Consider the following 18,413-nt stretch of genomic DNA (forward strand, 5'->3'; position numbering starts at 1 on the left):
CCTTTCACACGCTCAATGCATCACTGAATCTCGTTCATCATCACGGCCGAGATCGGGGCCATTGCGACCCGGCTGCCGCGATCCTCAAGCCCCCAAAGCAACAGGGCCGAAATAGTCTCGGGGCGAAGGCGACCCAGCATCACGACCGCGCCCTCCTGATTGGCACGAAACGCGGCCTGATCCAGAAAGCGGCGCATCACGTCCGGGTCCTGGCGCGCACCGTCAAAATCCCGGAACACGACGCTTGACGGGATGCCGTTACGCGCAGCCAGTTTCTGCACTGTGTTCAAGCCCTTGCCCTGCGTGACCAGACCACGTCCTGTCCCTCCGGCAATTGCAGCCACCTGATCAGCCAGCTTGCGGTTGCCCTGGATGCCGGTGTCGACACCTTCCAGAATTCCAACAGTTTCGGGCAGAGCGTCCAACCACACCGACAGGGACACTTCGGCATCCTGCGCACTGGCTGCCGCAGGCAAATCGGCCACAGCCAAGACCTCGAAACCCGCTGCACGGTGGCGGGCCATTTTCTCGGCGGCCTCGGGATCGGACGGCTTTACGGCAAAGCTCAGAGGGTATGGGAAATCCTTCAGCGCCTCTGCGCCATACGCGCCTTCGTCGTCGATCAGAATAATCGACATCAGCGGCTTGGCTTCGGGGTTTTCAAAACTTGCCGCATAGTCCTCGATCGGCTTTCCTGTGGTCGTCGGTGCTTCGACAACTTCTTCGACCTCGGGCTCGTCCCGTTCCGTCAGCGGCAGGATTCGTTTACCAACGCCCGGAGATGTCACCGAAGGTTGCTCGCCACCGATCTGAGGCAAGGACGCGATCCGAGGCAGGTCGCGCGGTTCTGTGTCTTCTTCCCCCTCAACGGCAATTGGATTGCCTTCGACCCGAGGCTCGGACCGGACTTCCGGTAACACGGGCTGAGGTTCTGGTTCCGGCTCCACGATAGCGACCTGCTGTTCGTCTTCCTTGGGTGCAGGCTCTTCGGGCTGCTCGGCGACTTCGGGGGTCACCTCCGGTACAACTGGTTCCGTCAGTTGCGGTTCCGGTTCCGGCGTCGACTCTTCGATGACCACCGGTTTTGGCGGGGATGGCACTTCCGCGACCGTATCTGGTTCCACGTCCTGACTGGGCAACACCGGCGCAGGCGCGGTTTCTGCCGGCACGGCAGGTGAATCCACCGCTACCGTCACCGAAGGCGCAGTCGGCGTGTCCGGTTCATCCAATTCCAGGGGCGCGGTCCCGGTCTGCGGTAAAGCGTCGGTTTGCGGCTCGGCATCACTCAGACTGGCTAGCGTATCAGATTGGTCTTCGGGGCTTTCCGGTGCACGAGGAGGTAACTCGACCAGATCCGCGTCGTTTCCGGTTCCGTCCACATTCGCCGTGCCCTCAAGCACGGGCACAGTCGCCACGACAGGCGCTGTGGTTGTAACTTCGGGTTTGCGGGTCAGCGGTGTGGTCACGGACAATGCCACGCCCACGATCAACACAGTGACCGCCCCGGCGATCAGTCCACCGAAAAATCCGCCCATCGAAATCTCGCCTCTCGCGTTGTTTCCTGCCTTACCTACCTCGGGCGCCGTCTGCTGCGGCACTCACTTGCGAAAACGCCGGGGGCCGATGTCCCCTTGACGCTGCCGCACAAGCCTGAGCATGTATGTCCCGACATTATATCGCGTCTCGGGGCTGCATCGCCAGCCCGAAATGCTCGAACATAAGACACGTGCAAAATGCTGCTGCTGATCGACAACTATGACTCGTTTACCTACAACCTCGTTCACTATCTGGGCGAACTGGGCGCTGAAATGGTTGTGCGGCGCAACGACGCGCTGGACGTGCAGGAAGCGATGGCCATGAATCCGGCAGGAATACTGCTGAGCCCCGGCCCCTGTGACCCGGATCAGGCCGGCATTTGCCTGGCACTGACGGAAGCTGCGGCTGAAACTCGAACGCCACTGATGGGTGTGTGTCTTGGGCATCAGACCATCGGCCAAGCCTTTGGCGGCAACGTCGTGCGCTGTCACGAGATCGTGCACGGCAAGATGGGCCAGATGCACCATAACGGAATGGGCGTTTTTGCCGGCCTGCCGACGCCGTTTGACGCAACTAGGTATCACTCGCTGATTGTCGAACGCGACACCCTGCCCGGCTGTCTTGAAATCACGGCTGAACTCGACGACGGCACGATCATGGGGCTGCAGCACAAGGAATTGCCGATACATGGCGTTCAGTTTCACCCTGAATCCATTGCGTCAGAACATGGCCATGCCCTGCTCAAGAACTTCCTGAATGAAATGAAAGTCCCCGCATGAGCGACGCACTGAAACCGCTGATCGGTGCTGCGGCCGACCGGCCGCTGACCCGCGCCGAGGCCGAACAGGCATTTGGCATTTTGTTTGACGGAGAAGCAACACCCAGCCAGATCGGTGGATTACTGATGGCCATGCGGACACGCGGTGAAACCGTCGATGAATACGCTGCCGCAGCGGCAGTGATGCGCGCCAAATGCCATGCGGTACACGCTCCGGTGGGTGCCATGGACATCGTCGGCACCGGTGGCGATGGCAAAGGGACGCTGAACATCTCGACCGCGACGGCATTTGTAGTCGCCGGCGCGGGGGTTACCGTGGCCAAGCACGGCAACCGCAATCTCAGTTCGAAATCAGGGGCTGCGGATGCGCTGGGGCAACTGGGTATCAACGTTATGGTCGGCCCGGAAGTCGTTGAAAGGGCTTTAAAAGAGGCCGGTATTGGCTTTATGATGGCCCCTATGCATCATCCGGCTATCGCCCATGTCATGCCGTCTCGGCAGGAACTGGGCACGCGCACGATTTTCAATATTCTGGGCCCGCTGACCAACCCGGCCGGGGTGCGACGACAGCTGACCGGCGCTTTCAGCCGTGACCTGATCCGCCCGATGGCCGAAACTCTGGGTTTGCTTGGATCCGAGCACGCGTGGCTGGTTCACGGATCGGATGGCACGGACGAGTTGACTATTACCGGTGTCAGTTGGGTCGCCTCGGTCGAGGACGGCACTGTCAAAGAGGTCGAGATTCACCCCGAAGACGCTGGCCTGCCGGTTCATCCGTTCGAGGATATCATCGGCGGAACGCCCGAAGAGAACGCCATCGCTTTCCGCGCTCTGCTGGATGGCGCGCCTTCGGCCTATCGCGATGCTGTCTTGCTGAATTCCGCTGCCGCGCTGGTGGTTGCCGACGCGGCCAATGACCTGCGGGAAGGCGTCGCGATGGCAGCTGAAAGTATCGACAGCGGTAAAGCCAAAGACAAAATCGCCGCCCTGGCCCGAATTACACAGGAAGCCGCATGACCGAGACCGTTCTGGACAGGATCAAAGCCTACAAACTGGAAGAAGTTGCTGCGGACAAGGCCAGTAAGTCATTGGAAACTCTGGAAACCGAGGCGCACGCGGCTCCGGAAACTCGGGGATTTGCGGATGCCCTGCAAACTGCGACGCGCAAGGGCTATGGCTTGATCGCCGAGATAAAAAAAGCCAGCCCGTCCAAGGGATTGATCCGCGCGGATTTCGATCCACCGTCCCTGGCCAAAGCTTATGAGCAAGGCGGTGCTGCGTGCCTGTCAGTTCTGACCGATACGCCCAGCTTTCAGGGAGCCAAGGAATTTCTGACAGCAGCCCGCGCCGCGTGCTCGCTGCCGGCATTGCGCAAGGACTTCATGTATGACCCCTATCAAGTGGTCGAAGCGCGCGCGCTGGGGGCTGATTGCATCCTGATCATTATGGCCTCGGTCAGCGACGCACAGGCTGCGGAACTGGAACAAACCGCTTTTGACTGGGGTATGGATGTTCTGATCGAGGTGCACGACGAGGCCGAACTGGAACGTGCTGCGCAACTAAAAAGCTCGCTGATTGGAATAAACAACCGCAACCTCAAGACGTTCGAGACCACTCTTGACACAACACGGCGATTGTCAAAGCTGGTTCCTGCGGATCGTACGATTGTCTGCGAAAGCGGATTGAGCACGCCCGAAGATTTGGCAGATATTGCCCGGTATGGCGCGCGCTGTTTTCTGATCGGCGAAAGCCTGATGCGTCAGGATGATGTGGCCGCCGCAACCCACACGCTGCTCGCCAACCCGTTGGTTCCCGGAGTGATGTGATGCCACTGACCCATTTCGATGCACAAGGCCAGGCCCATATGGTCGATGTCTCGGACAAGGCGGTAACGGATCGCGTTGCCGTGGCTGCAGGTCACGTGAAGATGGCTCGGGAAACCTTTGAAATCATTTCGGAAGGCCGCGCAAAGAAAGGCGATGTCCTGGGCGTGGCGCGACTGGCCGGGATCATGGGTGCAAAGAAAACCCCGGACCTGATCCCCTTGTGCCACCCGTTGCCGATCACACGTGCGGCCGTGGAACTGACGCTGGATCCCGACTTACCGGGCGTACAAATTGAAGCGACTGTCAAGACATCAGGGCAGACCGGCGTTGAGATGGAAGCTCTGACGGCAGTTTCGACGGCAGCGCTGACGGTCTATGACATGACCAAGGCGGTGGACAAGGCGATGGAAATAGGCGGGATCAGGGTTCTGCTGAAAGATGGCGGTAAATCAGGGCGTTACGAAGCGGAATGATTACCGTAGAAGAGGCACGCAGCCTACTCTTTGATCTGGTTACTCCACTCCCTGCCGAGACTGTTCCTTTGGCCGAAGCCGCCGGCCGCGTTCTGGCCGAAGATGTGGTCGCCACGCGAAACCAACCGCCGTTTGCCGCGTCCTCGATGGATGGCTATGCGGTCAAATCAACCGAAGTTGAACTGCACGCGATGTTCAAGGTTATTGGTGAGGCCAGAGCAGGTCATCGTTTTGACGGCTCCGTCGGTGCCGGTCAGGCCGTGCGCATCTTTACTGGTGCACCGGTTCCAGAAGGCACTGACTTTGTCGTTATTCAGGAAGACGTAGACTGGCGGGACAACCTGATCACGATCACTGACGACCCCGGCGCCAAGACCAACATCCGCCCGGCAGGGATTGATTTCGAGGTCGGAACTAGGATTTCCGCGCCACGACACCTGCGCGCGGAAGACATTGCCCTGATGGCGGCGATGAACGCCCCCGTCGCTTCGGTGACTCGAAAACCGGAGATCGCGCTGATTTCGACGGGAAACGAGCTGGTCATGCCCGGCGAAACCCCTGGCCCGGACCAGATTATCGCCTCAAATACGTTTGGCCTCAAAGCCTTACTGGAAGACGCTGGAGCGCATGTTCGCGTATTGCCGATCGCGCAGGACACACCCGCATCACTCGAAGCAGCGTTCGAGTTGGCGCACGGAACCGATCTGGTCGTTACCATCGGGGGCGCCTCGGTCGGAGATCATGACCTCGTCGCTGATGTCTCAGAGGCACTTGGGATGGAACGGTCCTTCTACAAGATAAGGATGCGCCCGGGAAAACCGCTTATGGCCGGGCGGCTGAGCGATGCCGCGATGGTCGGCCTACCCGGAAACCCGGTCAGCGCCATGGTTTGCGGCTATCTGTTCCTGGCCCCCATGGTGCGGCGTATGCTTGGGCTTGAACAAGTGCTGTCGCCTTTTCAACGCGCCAAACTCACAGCGCCACTTGGCAAGAACGGTCCACGCGAACACTACATGCGCGCCATTCTTGACGAGACCGGCATCCGGGCCTGCGACGATCAGGACAGTTCTCTGCTCAGCGTATTGGCCCGGGCCAACGCGTTGCTTGTACGTGACCCACATGATCCAGAATGTACAATCGGCGACGAGGTTCTGTACCTGCCTATCTAGCAATCTGGCAAATCCGTTGACACAAAACGTGAACATGCGTAGAACAAAAGAAAACGCATGAGCGACGAGGTGCGAGCGATGCTGACCAAGAAACAGCTGGATTTGCTGGAATTCATTCATAAACGCGTTCAGGCGGACGGTGTTCCGCCCAGTTTCGACGAAATGAAGATTGCACTGGATCTGAGGTCTAAATCCGGGATCCACCGTTTGATTACGGCGTTAGAGGAGCGTGGCTTTATCCGCCGACTCGCCCATCGGGCCCGCGCCATCGAGATCGTCAAGTTGCCGGAAAGCCTTGGGGGCGAGCCGACGGCCGGTTTTACACCACGCGTGATCGAAGGCAACCGCCCCTCCGGGCCACGTCCGGCGAATTATGAACCGGTTGCGGTAGACGCGATGGAATTGCCGGTAATGGGCCGTATCGCCGCCGGTGTTCCAATCGAAGCGATCAGCCATGTATCTCATCACGTTGCGGTTCCCGGTACCATGGTATCCGGACATGGCGACCACTACGCCCTTGAAGTGCGAGGAGATTCGATGATCGACGCGGGAATCAACGACGGGGACGTCGTTGTGATCCGCGAAACGACTGTCGCAGATAATGGCGATATCGTAGTGGCCTTGGTCGAAGATCAGGAAGCCACGCTCAAGCGGTTCTTCCGGCGCGGGCACGCAATCGCGTTGGAAGCCGCCAACCCGGCTTATGAGACACGCGTTCTTCCTGAAGAAAAGGTTAAGGTTCAGGGTCGTCTGGTCGGGCTGATCCGCAGCTACTGATCCTTGATGTTCCGGGCATCCGGCGACCAAAGCCTGCGCCCGGAAACCTCAGCGCTGGTCACAAGCTGACCATTGTCAATTGCCAGGCTGCCCGACCTCAGTAGTTTTTCCGGGCCGAATACAACGCATTCGCCGCTGAGTTCCAAGGCAACTGGCGATACCACGATCTGTTTTTCGTTGCATTCGTCAAAGCGTTGAGCCGCTTTTTTACCAGTGACGTGAACCAGTTCTTTGTCTGCCAGCAAATACCGCTGTATGCGATCCGGCACATTAGGCCATCTGGCGGCGGCGTGGGCTTGATCCGAACCATCACCATCATTTTCCAGCCAGACTGACGCCACAAAACCGTTCCCCTTTTCTTTGCTCAGTGCCCGTCCGTTTTCGGTCATAACGCCAACCAGGCCGCCCGTATCGGCAACCAGAACTTCCGGCCGATGCCCCTGTCCCCACAGCATCAGCGCAGCAATGATTGGCACCACACCTGCCCATCTGGCACGACCTTGCCAAAGGATCACCCATAGGGCGCCCAATGCCAGGATGGGAAGCACAAGATCCGGCGGGCTGACCACATACCCCTGTGCGCCATCCAACCCCGAGATCCATTCGGCAACCCCCAGAATCCAGCGCAACCCAATGCCCATCAGCGCCAACGCAAGCCACTCCAACCCAAATGGCGCCAGCAACGCCGCCACAACGGCGGCTGGAACCACCACCGAACCCATGACGGGTACGGACAAAAGGTTCGCCAGCAGACCATAGTGAGACATGGTATTGAAATGCGCGGCTCCGACTGGTGCTGTGGCAAGGCCCGCGATGGCAGAAGACATCAACAATCCCAGCACGGGCTTCGCCCATTTTGGGCCGTGGAACGGTCCGAAATCACGCAACCCTCCGAATACCGCGACCAAAGCCGTAGTTGCGGCAAAAGACATCTGGAACCCGGGACTTAACAGGGATTCAGGTCGAAGGATCAAAACGATCAGGGCTGCAACAGCTACGGCCCTCAAGGAAATCGCCCTGCGGTCGAATAGCACTGCGCCGAACATGACGCTGACCATCACAAAGGCGCGCTCGGTCGCGACGTTTCCACCCGACAATAGAAGATAAATCGTTGCGGCAACCAACGCACAGACAGCGGCAAGCTTTCGCACCGGCCAGCGCAATGCCAGCACGGGAATCGCTGCGAATCCGACCCGACAAGCCACGAAGACAAATCCGGTCAGAAGGCCCATGTGCAACCCGGAAATAGCCAGCAGATGCGCAAGGTTGGACGCTCTTAGTGATTCAAGTGTTTTCTGCCCCATTCCGCTGCGATCCCCGGTTGTTACGGCAGCAGCAAAACCGCCAATGTCGCCCGGTAGTTCGCTGCGCACATGATCGGATATCGCCATGCGCCAGGACGTGATCCAAATTCCCGTGCGACCATCCTGCGCCGGGGCCGCAGACATGATAGGAACCCGGGTATACCCAACGGCACCCAGCTGTTGAAACCAGGCATGTCGGCGGAAATCAAAACCACCGGGCTCGACCGGTCCCTGCGGCGGAGACATATGCGCGGTCGTCATGATCCTTTGACCCGGCGCCAACGGAACAGCTTCGCCATGCACGGAAAGCCGGATGCGCTGCGGTCGCTGTTCTTCAGGTACATCCCTAAGTCGTACCCGATCCAGCGTCACCCGCAGCGCATCCGACGCAGAGCGGTCCAGCGCCACGACCCGCCCCTCGATCGGGCCATAGTAGCGCCATTGCAGAACCGGATCTGCAACTGCGTGGGCGCGCGCACCGGCCAGCAGGAAACCGGCGGCGACCAGCGCCACACCAACAGCCAGCGGAGACCATGCGGCGGGCAGTTTCAAACCACCAGTTGCCGCACCCAGCGCCACGACCAGAACCCAGCCATAGAGTTGCGGGCCGGGTTCAAACCGCAGGTTGAAATAGAGGCCAACTCCAACTGCCAGGCAGACCGGCGACCACGGAAACAGATACCCTCGCTGCTTCAATAATGCGGTCTCAATCCCGGCCAGAACACGCATGGTTGCCCCCGTCCTCCGGGCTCGTTAGACAGGCGCCAACTCTAAGCCGCTACGGTTACCAAAAGGTTAATCACCACCATGTCCGATCAGGTCGTCACCCGTTTCGCCCCTTCTCCCACTGGTTTTCTGCATATCGGCGGCGCTCGCACCGCACTGTTCAACTGGCTGTATGCACGGGGTCGTGGCGGCAAGTTCCTGTTGCGGATCGAAGACACCGACCGTGAACGCTCGACCCCCGAAGCGACGGCAGCGATTCTGCAGGGGATGGAATGGCTGGGGCTGGATCATGACGGCGACGTCATCAGCCAGTTCGAAGGTGCTTCGCGTCACGCCGAAGTGGCGCACCAGCTGCTTGCTGAAAGTAAGGCCTATAAGTGTTTCTCGACACAGGAAGAAATTGCCGCGTTCCGGGATCAGGCGCGCGCTGAGGGCAAATCGACCTTGTTCCGCAGCCCCTGGAGAGATGCCGACCCATCGACCCATCCTGATTTGCCGTTTGTGATCCGCATCAAGGCCCCTCAGGACGGAACTACAGTGATCCGGGACCGGGTTCAGGGTGACGTTACCATTCGCAACGATCAACTTGACGATATGATCCTGCTCCGCTCGGACGGAACGCCTGTCTACATGCTGGCGGTGGTGGTGGACGATCACGACATGGGCGTGACCCACGTGATCCGGGGAGACGACCATCTGAACAACGCAGCGCGTCAGATGATGATCTACGAGGCTATGGGATGGGACGTGCCGGTCTGGGCGCATATCCCGTTGATTCACGGCCCCGACGGCAAGAAACTCAGCAAACGGCACGGAGCGTTGGGTGCGCAGGAATATCAGGCCATGGGCTATCCCGCCGCCGGCATGCGCAATTACCTGGCGCGGCTGGGTTGGAGCCACGGCGACGATGAGTTCTTTACCGACGAACAGGCGAAAGAATGGTTTGATCTGGATGGTATCGGCAAAAGTCCCGCCCGGTTCGATCTGAAGAAGCTTGAGAACCTCTGTGGGCAGCATATCGCAGTTTCCGATGATGCTGCATTGCGGCAAGAGATTGATGGCTATCTGGCAGCGGCTGAGCTTGATCCATTGATTGGCACACAATCCAGTGATCTGGAACGTGCGATGTATTGCCTCAAGGATCGGGCCCGAACTTTCCCGGAACTGCTTGAAAAAGCGCATTTTGTTTTGACTGAAAGGCCGATCGAACCAGACGAGAAGGCTCAAAAAGCGCTCTCATCTGTATCCGATGGTATACTGGGCGAATTGACGCCGCAGCTGCAAAATGCTAGCTGGTCCCGTAACGAACTGGAGGAAACCCTGAATTCGTTCGCAGAAGCGAATGGGCTAAAGTTCGGTAAACTGGCAGGTCCGCTGCGGGCGGTGCTTGCAGGTCGAGCCGTGACACCTTCGGTTTTTGATATGATGCTCGTGCTTGGGAGGGATGAGACCCTGGCGCGGCTTTCCGATGCAGTGAATTAAGCCCGACCTTCACATTCGGGTAACGCTGCTCCGCTAAGACCCGGACTGCGCGCTTGCGTGCAGCCGTTGCCCGCAAGGTCGGACAGCGAACCGACTTGCGCATGACTAAGGAAGGGACGAAATGACCGATAGCAACAAAACCGCCACTCTGACTGTTCATGGTAAAGAGTATGAGTTGCCGGTTCACTCGCCGACCGCTGGTCCGGACGTTGTTGATATCCGCAAACTTTATAGCGATGCCGGTGTTTTCACCTATGATCCCGGTTTCACATCGACTGCAAGCTGCGACAGCACAATCACCTATATCGACGGGGAAAAAGGTGAATTGCTGCACCGGGGTTACCCCATCGACCAACTTGCTGAAAAATCCCACTTTCTGGAAGTCTGTTACCTGCTGCTGTACGGAGAGCTTCCGGTCGCGAAGGATCTGGAAAAGTTCGAAACCACGATCACGCGCCACACCATGCTGCACGAACAGATGCAGTATTTTTATCGCGGTTTCCGTCGCGACGCGCATCCGATGGCCATTATGGTTGGCGTCGTGGGCGCGATGTCTGCCTTCTATCACGATTCGACCGATATCTCGGACCCGCGCCAGCGCGAGATCGCGTCGCACCGCCTGATCGCCAAGATGCCCACCATCGCGGCCTGGGCGTACAAGTATCACACCGGCCAGCCTTTCGTGTATCCGCGTAATGATCTGGACTATGCGTCGAATTTCCTGCGCATGTGTTTCAGCGTTCCGGCCGAAGAGTATGAAGTTAACCCGATCCTAAGCCGCGCAATGGACCGGATCTTCACGCTGCACGCCGACCATGAACAGAACGCTTCGACCTCGACCGTGCGTCTGGCCTCGTCTTCGGGTGCGAACCCGTTCGCGTGTATCGCCGCCGGCATAGCCTGCCTCTGGGGTCCGGCCCATGGTGGCGCCAACCAGGCTTGCCTTGAAATGCTCGAGGAGATCGGCACCGTTGATCGCATCCCCGAGTATATCGCCCGTGCCAAGGACAAGGACGATCCGTTCCGCCTGATGGGCTTCGGCCACCGCGTGTACAAAAACTTCGACCCACGCGCCAAAGTGATGAAGCAGTCTGCGGACGAGGTGCTGGACCTGCTGGGCATTGAGGACAATCCGAAACTGCAGGTCGCAAAGGAGCTGGAGAAGGAAGCTCTGGAAGATCCGTATTTCGCCGAGAAGAAGCTGTTCCCGAATGTCGATTTCTATTCGGGCATCATCCTCGAGGCGATGGGCTTCCCGACATCGATGTTCACACCGATCTTCGCGCTGTCGCGCACGGTCGGCTGGGTCAGCCAGTGGAAGGAAATGATCGCCGATCCTCAGAACAAAATCGGTCGCCCGCGCCAGTTGTATCTGGGCGAAACCCTGCGGGATTATGTCGATATCGAGAATCGTTGAAATCAAACAGTACGCAAAAAAGCCCCGGCATCGCGCCGGGGCTTCTTTTGTCAGAACAGACTCAATTGATCCCCGACTTGCGGCGGTACTTCAAACAGATCACACCGTAATGGCGGCGTTTGAAGTGCCAAGCCAAGTCGTTTGACCGCAGCCTTGAAGCGGTGGGCGATCATCTCGGCATATGTGCCTTCACCTCGCATTCTATGGCCCCAGCGCGGATCATAGTCTTTGCCCCCGTGCATCTCTCGCAGGCGCGCCATGATTTTCCCGGCGCGGTTTGGTTCATGCTCTGCCAGCCAATCCTGCCACAACTCGGAAACTTCCCGCGGCAGCCGCAGCATGATCCAACTGGCTGCGTCAGCTCCCGCCTCCTGACCTGCCTCCAACAGGTGCTCGAGCTCGTGATCCGTCAGTCCGGGTACGATAGGCGACGTCATGACACGCACCGGAACGCCGGCCTCGGTCAGCCGCCGGATCGTTTCCAACCGGCGTTGCGGAGATGGCGCGCGTGGTTCCATCCTGCGGGACAGATCGGCATCTAGGGTCGTCAACGAAATCCCTACGCGAACCAAACCCAGCTTTGCCATCGGTGCGAGAATGTGCAGATCACGCTCGACTAGTGCGCCCTTGGTCACGATACCGACCGGGTGCTGAAACTCTCTCAGGACTTCAAGGCAAGACCTTGTGATTTCGCGTTTTTTTTCGACGGGTTGGTAGGGGTCCGTGTTCGTCCCCAGAGCGATGGTCGCGACTTTATAGGATCGAGCAGACAGTTCGCGCCGCAACACTTCTGCCGCGTTCGGGCGCACGACCAGACGTGTTTCGAAATCCAATCCCGGGGAAAGCCCCAGATAGGCATGCGTCGGACGCGCGAAACAGTAGACGCACCCGTGTTCGCACCCTCGATATGGGTTGATCGAACGGTCGAAGGGTAAATCCGGTGACGCATTGTAGGTAATCAGGCTTCGTGCAACTTCATCCCGGATTTCGGTACGCAACGGCGGCAATTCCTCGTCGTCGTGCCAACCATCACTCATGGCGACAGTCGAAAACCGCTCGAAACGACCGGTCTGGTTGGACGCCGTGCCGCGAGCGACCAGTCTTGCATGATTGACAATTTGTTCGCTCTTTGTTCTCATTGTTCTGTGATATAGGACCACGGCTACTCAGACAAGGCGATTTCCGCGGACCTCCGAGCCGTCAGCCAATGGGATAATTTGAAAAAACCGAACGATCCTGAATGGATCACAAGATAATCATGCAAAAAAATCCGTCCCATTGCGCCAAAATTTGACCTATAGGTCGGTCTAAGAACGACCAAGGTCGCAATCGTCACAGTATGCATGCGACGAAATGGCCAAAACGGTAAAAATTGCCACCCCGGGCCGAGGGCCCGAACAGCTCAGGGAAATGCCCCATGTCCGATGAAGAAGACATCATCCTGTCCGAACTGAACGACGACGAACTTGTCGAGCAGATGTTCGACGACCTTTATGATGGTCTGAGGGAAGAGATTGAAGAAGGCGTGAACATTCTGCTGGAACGCGGATGGACCCCTTACGACATCCTGACCAAGGCGCTTGTGGGTGGCATGACGATCGTTGGCCACGATTTCCGCGACGGCATTCTGTTCGTCCCCGAGGTTCTGCTGGCTGCCAACGCTATGAAAGGTGGCATGTCGATCCTGAAACCGCTGCTGGCGGAAACCGGCGCACCGCGCGTGGGCAAGATGGTGATCGGCACCGTCAAGGGCGACATCCACGACATCGGCAAGAACCTTGTTTCGATGATGATGGAAGGCGCGGGCTTCGAAGTGGTCGATCTGGGCATCAACAACCCGGTCGAAAACTATCTTGAGGCTCTGGAGTCCGAAAAACCGGACATTCTGGGCATGTCCGCTCTGCTGACCACCACGATGCCTTATATGAAGGTCGTTATCGACACGATGGTCGAACAGGGTTTGCGCGATGACTATATCGTACTCGTAGGTGGCGCACCGTTGAACGAAGAGTTCGGCAAGGCAATTGGCGCAGACGGGTATTGCCGTGACGCGGCTGTGGCTGTGGAAATGGCCAAGGACTTCGTGTCACGCCGCCACAACCAGATGGCGGGCTAAGGCAACGGAAAGATTACCAAAGGCCGTCCTTTTCGGGCGGCCTTTTTTGTTCCGGGGCCACGCTTGAATACCGGCCACCCGAAACACTAGATTTGATCTGATACGCAATCGAACGGATGGGTCATGACGGACACGCCATTTCCAGACGACGAAAGCCTGACGCAGCAAGGTTATGACGCGCAAAGTCGGTCAGAAAATATACTGCTGATTGCCTGCGGTGCGTTAGCGCGAGAGATTCTGGATTTGAAAGCCCGTAACGGCTGGGACCACATGGCGCTAACCTGTCTTCCGGCGATTCTGCATGTCCATCCCGAACGCATCACTCAAGCTGTCGAGGAAGCGGTGGCCAAACACCGCGACGGCTATGAAAAAATCTATGTCGTCTATGCCGATTGCGGCACGGGCGGGCTGCTGCAGCAGGCCTGCGACCGGTTAGGCGTAGAGATGGTCAAAGGCCCGCATTGTTACTCGTTTTTTGAAGGCAACGACGCCTTCGCGGACCACAGCGAAGACGAAACCACCGCCTTTTATCTGACGGACTTCTTGGCGCGGCAATTCGATGCTTTCGTCTGGAAACCTCTGGGTCTCGATCGGCATCCTGAACTACGCGACATGTATTTCGGGAATTACACCAAACTCGTCTATCAGGCGCAGACCGACGACCCTGACCTGACCCGGCGTGCACAGGACTGCGCGGACCGGATGGGGCTGGCCTTTGAACGCAGATTGACACGATATGGCGATCTGGAAACCACACTGTCCGATTGGGCGGCGCGCCCAAACGCCGAACGGCAGGACTAAGGTCAGGCGTTGGCCAATGCGACTTCGCGAATCCGTTCGACCATTGAACGCAGCCCGTTAGAGCGTTGCGCAGACAGATGATCGTTCAGCCCCAGCCGCGCCAATTCAGTTGCGGCATCCACGCGGGGCACTTCGTTCACAGGCAAACCATTGTAAAGACTGCGTAAAACCGCGATCAGGCCGCGCACGATCAGGGCATCACTATCGCCATCGAAATGGAACACTCCCCCCTCGATGACGGGATGTAGCCAAACCTGACTTGCGCAGCCGTGGACCTTGGTCGCGGGCACTTTTAACGCGTCATCCAAAGGCGGCATCGCCTTGCCCTGCTCGATGACATGGCGGTACCGGTCTTCCCAGTCCTCCAGGAACTCGAAGTCCTCGACGATCTCTTCAAAGGCGGACGTTGCCATAGGTCGGCTTTTCCTTGCGTTACGCGGTCACAAATGTGACCTATGCTCACCTTTACCTCCTGTCCACCCCCCAGCGTGGCTTTTCAAGGCGATCAAATTACGGTAACCCCATGCAGGAAAATACGCGCAAATCTCTGGGGCCCATGCACAAATCTCTGACCGTTCTTCTGGTTTCCTCGTTCATTCTGTCCTCCTGCAGCGGCTGGCGCGACTCGCGGGTGAACCCCTCCAACTGGTTTGGCTCCAGCACCCCTGCCCCGGTCGAGACGTCGGCAGACGATCCGAATGCTCTGGTTCCTGAGCAAGGCGATGGCATCGGCCTGTTTGAACGCCCCGAGGCACAGGACACAAGTGTCCCTATAGCCAGAATCGATGAGCTGAGGATCGAGCCCACACCGTCCGGCGCCATCGTCTACGCATCCGGCACCGCAATTCGACAGGGCGCTTACGAAGCCCGGCTCAGCCGTGTCGACTCGGAAGAAAACACAAAAAACGGCGTTTTGGAGTTCTCATTCCGCGTGAACTATCCCGATTACTCGACGGCGCAGGGGACTGAACGTTCACGTATGGTTTCAGACGCCATCAACGTGTCGGCAGACGAACTGCAGGGTATTCGTATGGTCCGCGTGGTGGGTCAACAGAACGCCCTGGAATCGCGCCGCCGCTAAAGCGACACGACCTGAACGGTCTGCCCTTTGGCCGCCAGCGCGATCTTGCCATCGCAGAGCTTCAGGGCATCTTCCCCGAACACTTCAAACCGCCAGCCGGTCATGGCCGGCACTTCTCGTTCTCCTGCTGCGATAAGATCCAGGTCAGCGCTTGACGCGATAAGCTTGGCTGCAACGCCCGCGCTTTCCGTCTTTGATTTCAGAAGCACCCGCAGCAGGTCCGCCAACGCAGGATTGACCTTCAGCTTGTCGCGACTGTTATCGACCTTTGGCAGTTGATCTGGCGGGCAATTCACCCCACGTTTGACGGCGGCCAGAATGCCGTCGGCGATCGGACCTTTGCGCGCTTCGCGCAGCAGTAACCGCGAACCACCCAGATCCGAGTGCGATTTCGGCTTGGTCGAGGCCAATTCGATCAAAGCATCATCCTTGAACACCCGGCTGCGCGGAACGTTGTTCTCTTGCGCATATGCTTCGCGGAATTGCGCCAGTTCCCGGACCACGGCCAGAAATTTCGCCGAGTTGGTGCGTGTTTTGACGCGCCGCCAGGCGTCCTCGGGGCGAATATTGTAGGTTTCCGGGCGCGTCAGTATCCGTAGTTCCTCGGCAACCCAGTGGCTGCGTCTGGTCTTTTCAAGCTCAGCTGCGAGATATTCGTAGATCTTCCGCAAGTGGGTCACATCCGCCAGAGCGTAAGTCTTCTGCGCATCCGTCAGAGGGCGGCGCGACCAATCGGTAAAGCGCGAGGTCTTGTCCACCCCTTCTTTACAGATTTTCCGGACCAGCGTTTCATAACCCACCTGTTCGCCAAAGTCGCAGACCATCGCGGCAACCTGCGTATCAAACAGCGGTGTCGGAAAGATACCGGCTTCGACCCAGAAAATCTCAAGATCCTGCCGCGCGGCGTGGAAAACCTTGATTACGTTTTCGTTGGTGAACAGGTCATAGAGCGGTGCCAGCGACATACCTGCGGCCAGAGGATCAACCAGAACTGCGCTGTCTTCGTCGTCAGACGGGTAAGCCATCTGAACGAGGCACAGTTTCGAATAATAGGTTCGTTCACGCAGAAATTCCGTATCTACAGTGACATAGGAGTAATTCGAAGCCGTCTGGCAAAAATCGGCCAGTTCTTGCGTGGTTGTCAGGGTTTTCATGCGCCGTGCTGTGTTTGCTCTTGTTCTTTGGTGACTGCCCGTCTTTTTGTCCTCGTCCCGAGCGTTAGGGGCGACCATAGGCCGAATTCCGGGGGCGTGTAAATCACCCAAGGCAATTCAGGGCAGGTGAAACGGTGTCCTGTCCCCGCCAGAAAACCGCCGCAAGACCGCAGGATACAGCTTATGCTCCCATGCGAGAACCCGTGCAGCCAAAACCTCTGGCGTATCCCCTTCTTCGATCGCGACGCGTGCCTGTCCCAGGATCGGGCCATCGTCCAGTGCCGCCGTTACTTCGTGAACGGTGCAACCATGCTCGGCGTCACCGGCCTCGATTGCGCGGGCATGTGTGTTCAGACCCTTGTAATTCGGCAATAGCGACGGGTGAATATTCAGCATCCGCCCCTGAAAATGCGAAACAAATCCGCCGGTCAGAACCCGCATGAACCCGGCCAGACAAACGATATCGGGCTGCGCATCCTGCAAAGGTTTGATCAACTCTGCTTCGAAAGCCGCCCTGTCGCCCTTGTAGGGACGGTGATCCACTACGGCTGTGGGGATACCGCGATCCGCCGCTTTTTCCAGCCCGCCCGCCTGTGCCTCGTTGGACATAACCAGACACGGGCGCGCGGGATGATCGCCCGTCATACTGTCGACCAGCGACACCATGTTCGACCCCCCGCCGGACAGCAGAATGGCGACCCGTTTGTGCCTCACAACAGCGAGCCCGAATAGGCAACACCCGGGGTTTCGGTGACCGTTCCGATGCGCGAAACCGTCTCACCAGCATCGGCCAGCACTGCTGCAACCGTGTCGGCCTGATCTGCGGCGCAGGCAACGATCATACCAATGCCGCAGTTGAAGGTCTTGAGCATTTCGGCCTCGGCAATCCCGCCAATTCCGGCCATCCAGCCAAACACAGGCGGCAAGTCCCACGTGTTGAGGTCGATCTCAGCCCCCAGCCCTTCTGGCAGAACACGCGGTAGGTTTTCTGTCAAACCTCCGCCGGTGATGTGGGCCAGCGCGTGGACGCCCCCTGCCCTTATCGCCGCCAGTGCCGGTTTGACATAGAGACGCGTCGGCGTCAGCAGTGCCTCACCCAACGAGCCATCACCAAAGGGAGACGCCGTATCCCAGCCCAGCCCCGACATTTCGACCAGTTTGCGCACCAGCGAATAGCCGTTGGAATGCACCCCATTCGAGGCCAGCCCCAACAACACGTCACCCGCCTGCACGCCATCGGGCAAAGCTGTACCACGCTCCATCGCACCAACTGCGAAACCAGCCAGATCGAAATCTCCATCCGGATACATGCCTGGCATTTCCGCCGTCTCACCACCGATCAGAGCGCATCCGGACTGGGCACAACCGTCAGCAATTCCTTCGATAATCCGCGCAGCCGTGTCCGTGTCCAGCTTGCCTGTGGCGAAATAGTCCAGGAAAAACAACGGCTCGGCCCCCTGACAGATCAGGTCGTTGACGCACATCGCGACTAGGTCGACACCCACGCCATCGACCACACCGGTATCAATCGCGATCCGCAGCTTTGTGCCAACACCATCGGTGGCCCCGACGAGAATCGGATCTTCGTAGCCGGCCGCCTTGAGGTCGAACAACGCGCCGAAACCACCGAGGCCACTCATCACACCCGGGCGATTTGTTCGCTTCGCCGCCGGCTTGATCCGATCGACCAGAGCGTTGCCTGCGTCAATATCCACACCTGCATCGGCGTAGGTGATTCCGTTCTTGCCCGCTGTCATCGTCAGTCCCCCGTGA

At 58.5% G+C, this 18,413-nt stretch carries 18 protein-coding genes; 11 read left to right on the forward strand and 7 right to left on the reverse strand.

Features of this window, described 5'->3' with window-relative positions:
- Positions 1–20: 20 nt before the first annotated feature.
- Entirely contained in the window at positions 21–1,535 is a 1,515-nt protein-coding gene (locus AC2TDJ_RS05375) for a divergent polysaccharide deacetylase family protein (protein ID WP_480839945.1), read from the reverse strand.
- Positions 1,536–1,733: 198 nt separating this feature from the next.
- Between AC2TDJ_RS05375 and AC2TDJ_RS05380 the strand changes: the two genes are divergently transcribed.
- The 6 genes from AC2TDJ_RS05380 (at position 1,734) to lexA (ending at position 6,559) form a co-directional block, all read left to right on the forward strand.
- The gene (locus tag AC2TDJ_RS05380; RefSeq protein WP_480839947.1) at positions 1,734–2,315 is read left to right on the forward strand and encodes an anthranilate synthase component II; all 582 of its coding nucleotides are present in this window, start codon (positions 1,734–1,736) and stop codon (positions 2,313–2,315) included.
- Positions 2,312–3,331, forward strand: a complete 1,020-nt coding sequence (trpD, locus tag AC2TDJ_RS05385) for an anthranilate phosphoribosyltransferase (protein ID WP_480839949.1) — start codon at positions 2,312–2,314, stop codon at positions 3,329–3,331. Before AC2TDJ_RS05380 ends, trpD begins: the two co-directional genes overlap by 4 nt.
- Complete coding sequence (gene trpC / locus AC2TDJ_RS05390) at positions 3,328–4,140, forward strand: indole-3-glycerol phosphate synthase TrpC (RefSeq protein ID WP_480839951.1); 813 nt, start codon at positions 3,328–3,330, stop codon at positions 4,138–4,140. The genes trpD and trpC overlap by 4 nt, the downstream gene beginning before the upstream one ends.
- The gene (moaC, locus tag AC2TDJ_RS05395; protein WP_480839953.1) at positions 4,140–4,613 is read left to right on the forward strand and encodes a cyclic pyranopterin monophosphate synthase MoaC; all 474 of its coding nucleotides are present in this window, start codon (positions 4,140–4,142) and stop codon (positions 4,611–4,613) included. Before trpC ends, moaC begins: the two co-directional genes overlap by 1 nt.
- The gene (locus tag AC2TDJ_RS05400) at positions 4,610–5,782 is read left to right on the forward strand and encodes a molybdopterin molybdotransferase MoeA (protein ID WP_480839954.1); all 1,173 of its coding nucleotides are present in this window, start codon (positions 4,610–4,612) and stop codon (positions 5,780–5,782) included. Before moaC ends, AC2TDJ_RS05400 begins: the two co-directional genes overlap by 4 nt.
- A gap of 78 nt (positions 5,783–5,860) precedes the next feature.
- The gene (lexA, locus tag AC2TDJ_RS05405) at positions 5,861–6,559 is read left to right on the forward strand and encodes a transcriptional repressor LexA (protein WP_480840240.1); all 699 of its coding nucleotides are present in this window, start codon (positions 5,861–5,863) and stop codon (positions 6,557–6,559) included.
- On the opposite strand, the gene AC2TDJ_RS05410 is transcribed toward lexA, so the two are convergent.
- Positions 6,553–8,592 carry a ComEC/Rec2 family competence protein gene (locus AC2TDJ_RS05410; protein ID WP_480839956.1) on the reverse strand — a complete coding sequence of 680 codons (2,040 nt, stop codon included), beginning with the start codon at positions 8,590–8,592 and terminating at the stop codon, positions 6,553–6,555. The genes lexA and AC2TDJ_RS05410 overlap by 7 nt on opposite strands.
- 78 nt (positions 8,593–8,670) lie before the next feature.
- On the opposite strand from AC2TDJ_RS05410, the gene gltX reads away from it, so the two are divergent.
- Both gltX and gltA read left to right on the forward strand, forming a co-directional pair.
- Positions 8,671–10,071 carry a glutamate--tRNA ligase gene (gltX, locus tag AC2TDJ_RS05415; protein ID WP_480839958.1) on the forward strand — a complete coding sequence of 467 codons (1,401 nt, stop codon included), beginning with the start codon at positions 8,671–8,673 and terminating at the stop codon, positions 10,069–10,071.
- A 121-nt stretch (positions 10,072–10,192) separates the two neighbouring features.
- Positions 10,193–11,488 (forward strand): citrate synthase, encoded by a 1,296-nt coding sequence (gene gltA, locus AC2TDJ_RS05420; RefSeq protein ID WP_480839959.1) that lies wholly within the window; start codon positions 10,193–10,195, stop codon positions 11,486–11,488.
- 50 nt (positions 11,489–11,538) lie between these two features.
- On the opposite strand, the gene AC2TDJ_RS05425 is transcribed toward gltA, so the two are convergent.
- Positions 11,539–12,627 carry a PA0069 family radical SAM protein gene (locus AC2TDJ_RS05425; protein WP_480839961.1) on the reverse strand — a complete coding sequence of 363 codons (1,089 nt, stop codon included), beginning with the start codon at positions 12,625–12,627 and terminating at the stop codon, positions 11,539–11,541.
- A gap of 278 nt (positions 12,628–12,905) precedes the next feature.
- On the opposite strand from AC2TDJ_RS05425, the gene AC2TDJ_RS05430 reads away from it, so the two are divergent.
- Both AC2TDJ_RS05430 and AC2TDJ_RS05435 read left to right on the forward strand, forming a co-directional pair.
- Entirely contained in the window at positions 12,906–13,604 is a 699-nt protein-coding gene (locus tag AC2TDJ_RS05430) for a corrinoid protein (RefSeq protein WP_480839963.1), read from the forward strand.
- Between the two features lie 123 nt (positions 13,605–13,727).
- Positions 13,728–14,405, forward strand: coding sequence for a DUF1638 domain-containing protein (locus AC2TDJ_RS05435; protein WP_480839965.1), 678 nt, complete (start codon positions 13,728–13,730; stop codon positions 14,403–14,405).
- A 2-nt stretch (positions 14,406–14,407) separates the two neighbouring features.
- Here the strand turns inward: AC2TDJ_RS05435 and AC2TDJ_RS05440 are convergent, their stop codons facing one another.
- On the reverse strand, positions 14,408–14,818 hold the full coding sequence (locus AC2TDJ_RS05440) for a SufE family protein (RefSeq protein ID WP_480839966.1): 411 nt from the start codon (positions 14,816–14,818) through the stop codon (positions 14,408–14,410).
- A gap of 110 nt (positions 14,819–14,928) precedes the next feature.
- Here AC2TDJ_RS05440 and AC2TDJ_RS05445 point away from each other — a divergent pair, with 110 nt between their 5' ends.
- Positions 14,929–15,486 (forward strand): hypothetical protein, encoded by a 558-nt coding sequence (locus AC2TDJ_RS05445; protein WP_480839967.1) that lies wholly within the window; start codon positions 14,929–14,931, stop codon positions 15,484–15,486.
- Here the strand turns inward: AC2TDJ_RS05445 and rnd are convergent.
- The 3 genes from rnd to purM all read right to left on the reverse strand — a co-directional run bounded on the left by rnd (position 15,483) and on the right by purM (position 18,397).
- The gene (rnd, locus tag AC2TDJ_RS05450) at positions 15,483–16,640 is read right to left on the reverse strand and encodes a ribonuclease D (protein WP_480839969.1); all 1,158 of its coding nucleotides are present in this window, start codon (positions 16,638–16,640) and stop codon (positions 15,483–15,485) included. The two genes, AC2TDJ_RS05445 and rnd, sit on opposite strands and share 4 nt — an antisense overlap.
- Positions 16,641–16,757: 117 nt before the next feature.
- The gene (purN, locus tag AC2TDJ_RS05455; protein ID WP_480839971.1) at positions 16,758–17,354 is read right to left on the reverse strand and encodes a phosphoribosylglycinamide formyltransferase; all 597 of its coding nucleotides are present in this window, start codon (positions 17,352–17,354) and stop codon (positions 16,758–16,760) included.
- The gene (gene purM, locus AC2TDJ_RS05460; RefSeq protein ID WP_480840242.1) at positions 17,351–18,397 is read right to left on the reverse strand and encodes a phosphoribosylformylglycinamidine cyclo-ligase; all 1,047 of its coding nucleotides are present in this window, start codon (positions 18,395–18,397) and stop codon (positions 17,351–17,353) included. Before purM ends, purN begins: the two co-directional genes overlap by 4 nt.
- Positions 18,398–18,413: the final 16 nt, after the last annotated feature.

The sequence above is a fragment of the Ruegeria sp. HKCCD6647-2 genome (assembly GCF_057221075.1).

What these genes read in the sequence shown, in the direction of transcription:
- trpC (WP_480839951.1), top strand. Translation starts at nt 3,328, where the DNA reads ATGACCGAGACCGTTCTGGACAGGATCAAAGCCTACAAACTGGAAGAA.
- AC2TDJ_RS05400 (WP_480839954.1), top strand. Translation starts at nt 4,610, where the DNA reads ATGATTACCGTAGAAGAGGCACGCAGCCTACTCTTTGATCTGGTTACT.
- AC2TDJ_RS05430 (WP_480839963.1), top strand. Translation starts at nt 12,906, where the DNA reads ATGTCCGATGAAGAAGACATCATCCTGTCCGAACTGAACGACGACGAA.
- moaC (WP_480839953.1), top strand. Translation starts at nt 4,140, where the DNA reads ATGCCACTGACCCATTTCGATGCACAAGGCCAGGCCCATATGGTCGAT.
- AC2TDJ_RS05435 (WP_480839965.1), top strand. Translation starts at nt 13,728, where the DNA reads ATGACGGACACGCCATTTCCAGACGACGAAAGCCTGACGCAGCAAGGT.
- AC2TDJ_RS05425 (WP_480839961.1), bottom strand. Translation starts at nt 12,627, where the DNA reads ATGAGAACAAAGAGCGAACAAATTGTCAATCATGCAAGACTGGTCGCT.
- AC2TDJ_RS05440 (WP_480839966.1), bottom strand. Translation starts at nt 14,818, where the DNA reads ATGGCAACGTCCGCCTTTGAAGAGATCGTCGAGGACTTCGAGTTCCTG.
- gltA (WP_480839959.1), top strand. Translation starts at nt 10,193, where the DNA reads ATGACCGATAGCAACAAAACCGCCACTCTGACTGTTCATGGTAAAGAG.
- AC2TDJ_RS05375 (WP_480839945.1), bottom strand. Translation starts at nt 1,535, where the DNA reads ATGGGCGGATTTTTCGGTGGACTGATCGCCGGGGCGGTCACTGTGTTG.
- AC2TDJ_RS05380 (WP_480839947.1), top strand. Translation starts at nt 1,734, where the DNA reads ATGCTGCTGCTGATCGACAACTATGACTCGTTTACCTACAACCTCGTT.
- AC2TDJ_RS05445 (WP_480839967.1), top strand. Translation starts at nt 14,929, where the DNA reads ATGCAGGAAAATACGCGCAAATCTCTGGGGCCCATGCACAAATCTCTG.
- purM (WP_480840242.1), bottom strand. Translation starts at nt 18,397, where the DNA reads ATGACAGCGGGCAAGAACGGAATCACCTACGCCGATGCAGGTGTGGAT.
- lexA (WP_480840240.1), top strand. Translation starts at nt 5,861, where the DNA reads ATGCTGACCAAGAAACAGCTGGATTTGCTGGAATTCATTCATAAACGC.
- rnd (WP_480839969.1), bottom strand. Translation starts at nt 16,640, where the DNA reads ATGAAAACCCTGACAACCACGCAAGAACTGGCCGATTTTTGCCAGACG.
- gltX (WP_480839958.1), top strand. Translation starts at nt 8,671, where the DNA reads ATGTCCGATCAGGTCGTCACCCGTTTCGCCCCTTCTCCCACTGGTTTT.
- AC2TDJ_RS05410 (WP_480839956.1), bottom strand. Translation starts at nt 8,592, where the DNA reads ATGCGTGTTCTGGCCGGGATTGAGACCGCATTATTGAAGCAGCGAGGG.
- trpD (WP_480839949.1), top strand. Translation starts at nt 2,312, where the DNA reads ATGAGCGACGCACTGAAACCGCTGATCGGTGCTGCGGCCGACCGGCCG.